The 5,423-nt window shown below is 65.8% G+C and carries 3 protein-coding genes; 1 reads left to right on the plus strand and 2 read right to left on the minus strand.

Annotation, left to right across the window (positions count from 1 at the left end):
• Positions 1-222: 222 nt before the first annotated feature.
• On the plus strand, positions 223-1,851 hold the full coding sequence (locus WAA21_RS17770) for a DUF6119 family protein (protein WP_336924189.1): 1,629 nt from the start codon (positions 223-225) through the stop codon (positions 1,849-1,851).
• Positions 1,852-1,961: 110 nt separating this feature from the next.
• Here WAA21_RS17770 and WAA21_RS17775 read toward each other — a convergent pair whose 3' ends face one another.
• Together WAA21_RS17775 and WAA21_RS17780 are read right to left on the minus strand one after the other, a co-directional pair.
• Complete coding sequence (locus WAA21_RS17775) at positions 1,962-3,185, minus strand: phospholipase D family protein (protein WP_336924190.1); 1,224 nt, start codon at positions 3,183-3,185, stop codon at positions 1,962-1,964.
• 23 nt (positions 3,186-3,208) lie between these two features.
• Entirely contained in the window at positions 3,209-4,834 is a 1,626-nt protein-coding gene (locus WAA21_RS17780) for a class I SAM-dependent methyltransferase (protein WP_336924191.1), read from the minus strand.
• Between the last annotated feature and the right edge of the window lie 589 nt (positions 4,835-5,423).

Consider the following 5,423-nt stretch of genomic DNA (forward strand, 5'->3'; position numbering starts at 1 on the left):
CTCGCGTCCGTCAACGACACGACGTGGTGGCCGACGACCTACACCACGTCAGGGGACTCCCCCCGGCGTCCGTGCTCATTCGTCGAGAGGATTGGCCGGAACGGATCAGCCTCAGGGCTCGGCAAACGGTGGGTAGGTCTCCCATCGAAAGGAGCGCGAACCAACGCGCCGGCTGCGGCGCGTCGTGAGCGCCGTGTCGCCAGGAGGGCCGACCATCGGAGGATGCCACGCAAGCCGTCGGTAGCAGCGCGCACGAGCCTGTACAGGCTCCTGGGCGTGGTCGACCTCGCGTCGAGCGTGCAGGCGAAGTACGTCGGTGACGCCGACTACACGCTGACGGAGACGGACGTCGCCGGCCGCGCCGCCCTGGTCGTCCAGGGCCTAATGCGCACCCCGACAGTGAGTTGGGCGGGAACTCTCCATGCTCTCACGGGGGCGACCATCCAGCTCGGGAATGCGACTGCTGCTGCTGTCCTGCTCATCCGCGACGAGGACGAGAAGGCATGGGCGCTGACCTACGGCATGGGCTTTCAACTGCTCGACCAGGCGAAGGTGGACGGCGGGTTCGGCCAACGCATCGCCATCCGCACGGCCGACCCTCGAGACCTGAACTCTCTGACGCGCACGACCCTCGACCACAGGAGCCGCACCGACCGCTTCAGCATCCCTGGCGGCGACCACCTGCGAGGCTTCGGCGTCGGCGACTACGGCGAGATCGTCAGCCGCCTCGTCGCCAAAGCCGAGGTGAAGGACTTGACCGGAGGAGAGAAACCCATCCGCATCAGGGGAGCGGACGCTCTCAGCGTGCCCCTCGGCAAGCAGCCCGAGCAGCTCGTGAACGACCTGGACGCCCTGGCCAGGATCATGGACAGGGACCCACCCACCGACCTCGCCGTTCTCGAACAGCTGGTCGCCATCAAGAACGAACCCGATCTCATCAGGGCGCTGGAGGGCGACCTGGAGGCCGCGCTCGGCGACCCTGCGGAAGCGACCAGGCTTAGCCTTTCTTGGCCGCACGAGCGCATCGAGGAGAACAGCCCGCCAACGTCGTTCAAGCTCCGAGGGGTCGGCCGCTCCCCTTCGCGCAAGGTCCACGACGGCGACCCCAGGCTCAGCGACCTCCTGGACGCGGTCGGCAAAGTCGCGAAGGGCAAGCGCCTCGAGGCACTCAAGGGCCTGCGCGTGATGCTGTTCCGCGACGCCGACGCAACCGAACCCATCAGCGCCGCGATCCCCGGGCTTCAGTGGCTCGCCTTCGAGACCGACCGGGACGGCAAGCGGTACTGCCTCCACGACGGTCGCTGGTACCTCATGGACCAGGGCTACGCCGAGAAGCTTCTGGCACGGACCGCGGCCATTCTGGCCCGAGAGCCCGCCTTTCAGTTCCCCGACTGGCCGCTCGGGGAGCCGGAGAAGGCCTACAACCAGCGCCTCGCGGCGCACGTCGGCGGCACTTTCCTTGACACAAAGCTGATTCGGACCGTCCTCCATCGCCGCGGCATCGAGGCTTGTGACGTACTGTCGAACGACGGAGCGCTTGTGCATGTCAAGGATTTGAAGGCGTCTGCTCCAGCCAGTCATCTACTGGCCCAGGCCCTCGTCTCTACCGACGCCCTCCTCCACGACGACGAAGCAAGAGCGAAGCTCCGCGACCTCGTCGAGGCCGAGGGTGGCGACGTTGCGACCGTGTCCGAGAAGGTTAGAACCGTCGTGCTTGGTCTTGGTGCTCATGGCGGAGCGCTGACGGCGACGAGCCTGTTCACCTTCACGCAGGTGACGCTCGCCCGGCAGGTCGCCGCCCTCGAGGCGCAGGGCGTCGAGGTGCTCGTCGGCTGCATCCCGCGGCCGTGACGCTCCACGCCTCTTTGGCCGCGGGCGCCGCCTCGGGCACCACCGACCAGAAGCCCTCGACAGAGGGCCACACAAGAGCTAGAAAGCAGAACTGACCGCTGCGGACTGCGCTATTTGGTCTGCGGGTCCTCTGGCGTAATCGACAGGCGATAGCCGTTACTCAACTTCTCGATGAGGACCCAGTCGTTCTCGTGGTCGTTGGCCCGTAGATAGGCGTTCATCGGCCCCCATTTCAGGACCGTGGTTACGTTGTTTTGCCCTGCCTCTCTGTTCGGATTGTGGTCGACGCGGAATGCCATGAGTCCAAGCGCCTGGTCATCCACAGACACCGCCATCTGGACGCTAGCTAACTCTGTGCCAGGCTTACGCAGATCGTCCGCCCATGTCTCACGGTCGAAAAATTCGTGCCGGAAGTAGGTCGTCTGGTCGATGCCGTGCCCGGAACTGCTTAAGCGGAGGGCGCCGGTAGGCTGAGTTCCGGCGGGCGTCTGTTGCGCGTCAGATCGCTTGAGCAACTTGGACCACCGAGCGATCGTATGCCCGGCCGGCAGCACTGCCACCTCGTCGTCATCCTCGCCGGGTTGCGTCGGTGTATCCCGCTGCGTTCCGCTTGTTCCGCCGGTTGCCCCGCGCGGGTTTCTCCGCGACCCACGCTTGGCCGTCTGACTAGGGCTGAACAGTCCGGCTGTTGCCATGGCCTCGTCATCCGTGACTGAGTCTGTGTCGCCCTCCCCCTCTGTCGCTTCTTCCGTGGCTCGCTCCGCGGGTCGCCGGGCATCCTCATCACCGATTCTGTATCGCCCATCGGCCACCATCACGGCGAGTGATTCGCGCGTCAGCATCTTGCAGCAGTCGCCGTCCGCGCGTAGGCGGTCGATCCACTCAGTGACCTGGCGAACCACTGGTTCGTCGACTGAACAGTTCAGGGACAGCGCAGCCTCGTAGTTGCTCGATAGGCCACCCGCCGTCAAGTTATTCGACCCGACCCACAGACGTGCCCCCTTCAATCCAGTGGCCAGATACACCTTCGGGTGAAAAGTGCGCCCGCCCAGGTCGTGGAAGACCTCTACCCGGTCTGCCATTTGCAGGGCCAGCTCGAGGCCCTGCCGCGTTGCGCCGCCCTCACTGATGCCGATGATCATCTCGACGCTGCCGCCGCTGGCGCGCACCGCCTCTAGGTCCGGACCGATGCGCGAGAACCCGGACCGCTTCGCCCACGCGCTGACTATCACCAGGCGATGGGGCGCATCGGCAGCGGCGGCCACCGTATGCGCGAAGTAGTCGTCGAGGTTGGTACCAGCGGCCCACGGCTGCGCAGCGAAGGAAAGATCCACCTACGGACCCTTGCACAGATTCCTCAGGTGCGAGCGTGCCTCCGAGCGAGCAGGTTGTTTCGCCCTTGGGCCAGTCGCTCCATGACATCGTCGGTCAGGTCGGGGGCGTGCTTCGACAGCAGCCGGTCCGTCTCTTGAACTAGCGCTTCGGCGTCGCTCGTGCCAACCCCCTCGCGGGACAGGTGGTCCAGGCGGCCGATCTCGTGCTCCATGTCCGGAACGTTGGGCACAAGCAAGCGCTTGAATTCTGAGGGCACTAGTTCCAAGACGCCCCCACCGAAACTGCGACCCTCAAGCTCGGCCGACAGCAGGGTTAGCGAGTTGTGGAACGTGGCGACCAGCGCCGCCGCTGATACTCCGCTGACCGCCTCGCCTCGGTAGATCGTGTCAGTGGTGGCGACACCGGCCTCGTTCAATACCATGCGGGGGTAATGGTGTGAACGCTTAGTCAGCATGAGGCGGGACGGCTTGATGCCTGGGACCGCATACCAAGGATCGCGGATACGGCACTTAAAGCGTTCGGACAGCCCGGCATCCTCGCCGACATCCAGATAGCGACGTAGACCGCTTCCGGCGGGCACTCTCGTGTCGGCCGTCAGAGTCAAGAGGTGTGCAGCGCTGCCGCTGGCTTGCAGGTCTTTGTGATCGCTAGTCGTGAATCGCAGCCCCGTGGCATGCCGGATCCGGGGCAGCAGCGGAGTCAGCCACGGGTCGAGGGCGTGCTTCGCGACGGTTTCTGCGTTCACCGAGAAGAAAGAATTTGCGCCGGTGACTGTCGCGACCTCCAACTTCGCGAGGTCGGCCAGCAAGGTCACCGGTGCCAGTCCGCGCGCGAACTCGTACGCCTCGAGCTGCGGCCCGGTCAGCAGCAGCCGAGTCCAACTTGCACCGCTCGGCTCCAGGCGGTGACGAACGACGGTTGCCTTGGAATCATGCTCGTCGGCTTCGTGATGTCCCTCAGCGTGCTCGATGAGCGCGATCTCTGTGTGCGCGTTAGGGCCAGCACTTCGCTGCCCCGACAGCACAACAACCTCTTGAAGAACGTCGGGGAAGGAGCCCGGCGGGAACAGATCCAACATCAGGTTGTTGTGGTGTCGCAGCAGCCACTCTCGAACACGACCGGCGCTGACGCCGGTGAAGCACTCCGCCGGAAGAACGAATGCGAAGCGGCCGCCAACGCGGAGCCGGGTCAGAGCGACCACCAGCATGGGGATCCACAGGTTGCCGACGCCGCTGTCGCTCATGCCGGTGGCCGCAGCAGCCCGCGCCGCTGCAGTTCGGTCAGCAGCGCTGATGAACTGGAAGCGCACGAACGGCAGATTGCCGGTGGCTGCGTCGTATCCGCCGCTCCCCTCCCACGACAGCGCGCTGCCGGTGACAACGGTGCCCTTGAGACCGGAACGCCGCAGTTCCGCGCGAGCCTTCGTTGCCTCATCGGGGGACAGCTCAACGGCTGTTACCAAGGGCGACTGTCCCAGCCGGCTGAGGCCGCGGAGGAAAGCACCGTCTCCGACGCTTGGCTCCAGAAGTCGAGCACCGTCTGCGAGACCCCCTGGCGCCAGCCGTCGCAAGACGAAGTCCACGAGTGGGGCGGGGGTGTAGAAGCCACCGCGGAGCTTGTCGGCGGTCACTTCCTTCTTCGTCCTCATGTCGCGGGCCGGAGCGAGACGCGGCGCCGCGCGGTGACTGGCAGTGTCATGTCGGCAACTCTGCCCATCGCGGCGAGCGTAGATGGTCCACGCGTCAGAAATGTGGACACGCCAGGCTTCTCCACAGGGTGTGTAGCGGACAGCGTGACGCGCTTCGCGTCTCGACACACACTAGGCGGCAGGTCCGAGAGGACCGGCGAGGCGCGCAGGGAGCCGCGGGTGGGCAGGAGCCTACGTTAGGCGCCGGCGGGCGCCGAAGGGCCATCAGCGTGTCCGTGACTCACCCCGAAGTACGAGGGCCTGCCGCACGGGTAGGTCTCCGGTCCCTAGCGCCGGGCTCGCCCTGGAACGGGTCGCCATCCTTCTATGGCCTAGCGGGAGGAGTTCGCCCGCGACGTCGGGGTGTGGTCGCAGGCAATAGCTCGTGTCCGTCAGTAACTGGCCAGCGACGGCCATCGACAGGCTGAGAATGGTGCCCGTCCCGTGCCCCCGAGCGACGAGAGGCTCACGAACCTGCAGGTCAGGAGCGGTACAGCAGACGCTCTTGAAAACCGTTGGGCGGGTACCCACTCCCGTCTCGTGGGTTCGA

This window comes from Aquipuribacter sp. SD81, assembly GCF_037153975.1.
GTDB lineage: Bacteria > Actinomycetota > Actinomycetes > Actinomycetales > JBBAYJ01 > Aquipuribacter.

Bases quoted from the DNA above. Each gene is read 5' to 3' on its own strand.
- WAA21_RS17770 (WP_336924189.1), top strand. From the start codon at position 223: ATGCCACGCAAGCCGTCGGTAGCAGCGCGCACGAGCCTGTACAGGCTC.
- WAA21_RS17780 (WP_336924191.1), bottom strand. From the start codon at position 4,834: ATGAGGACGAAGAAGGAAGTGACCGCCGACAAGCTCCGCGGTGGCTTC.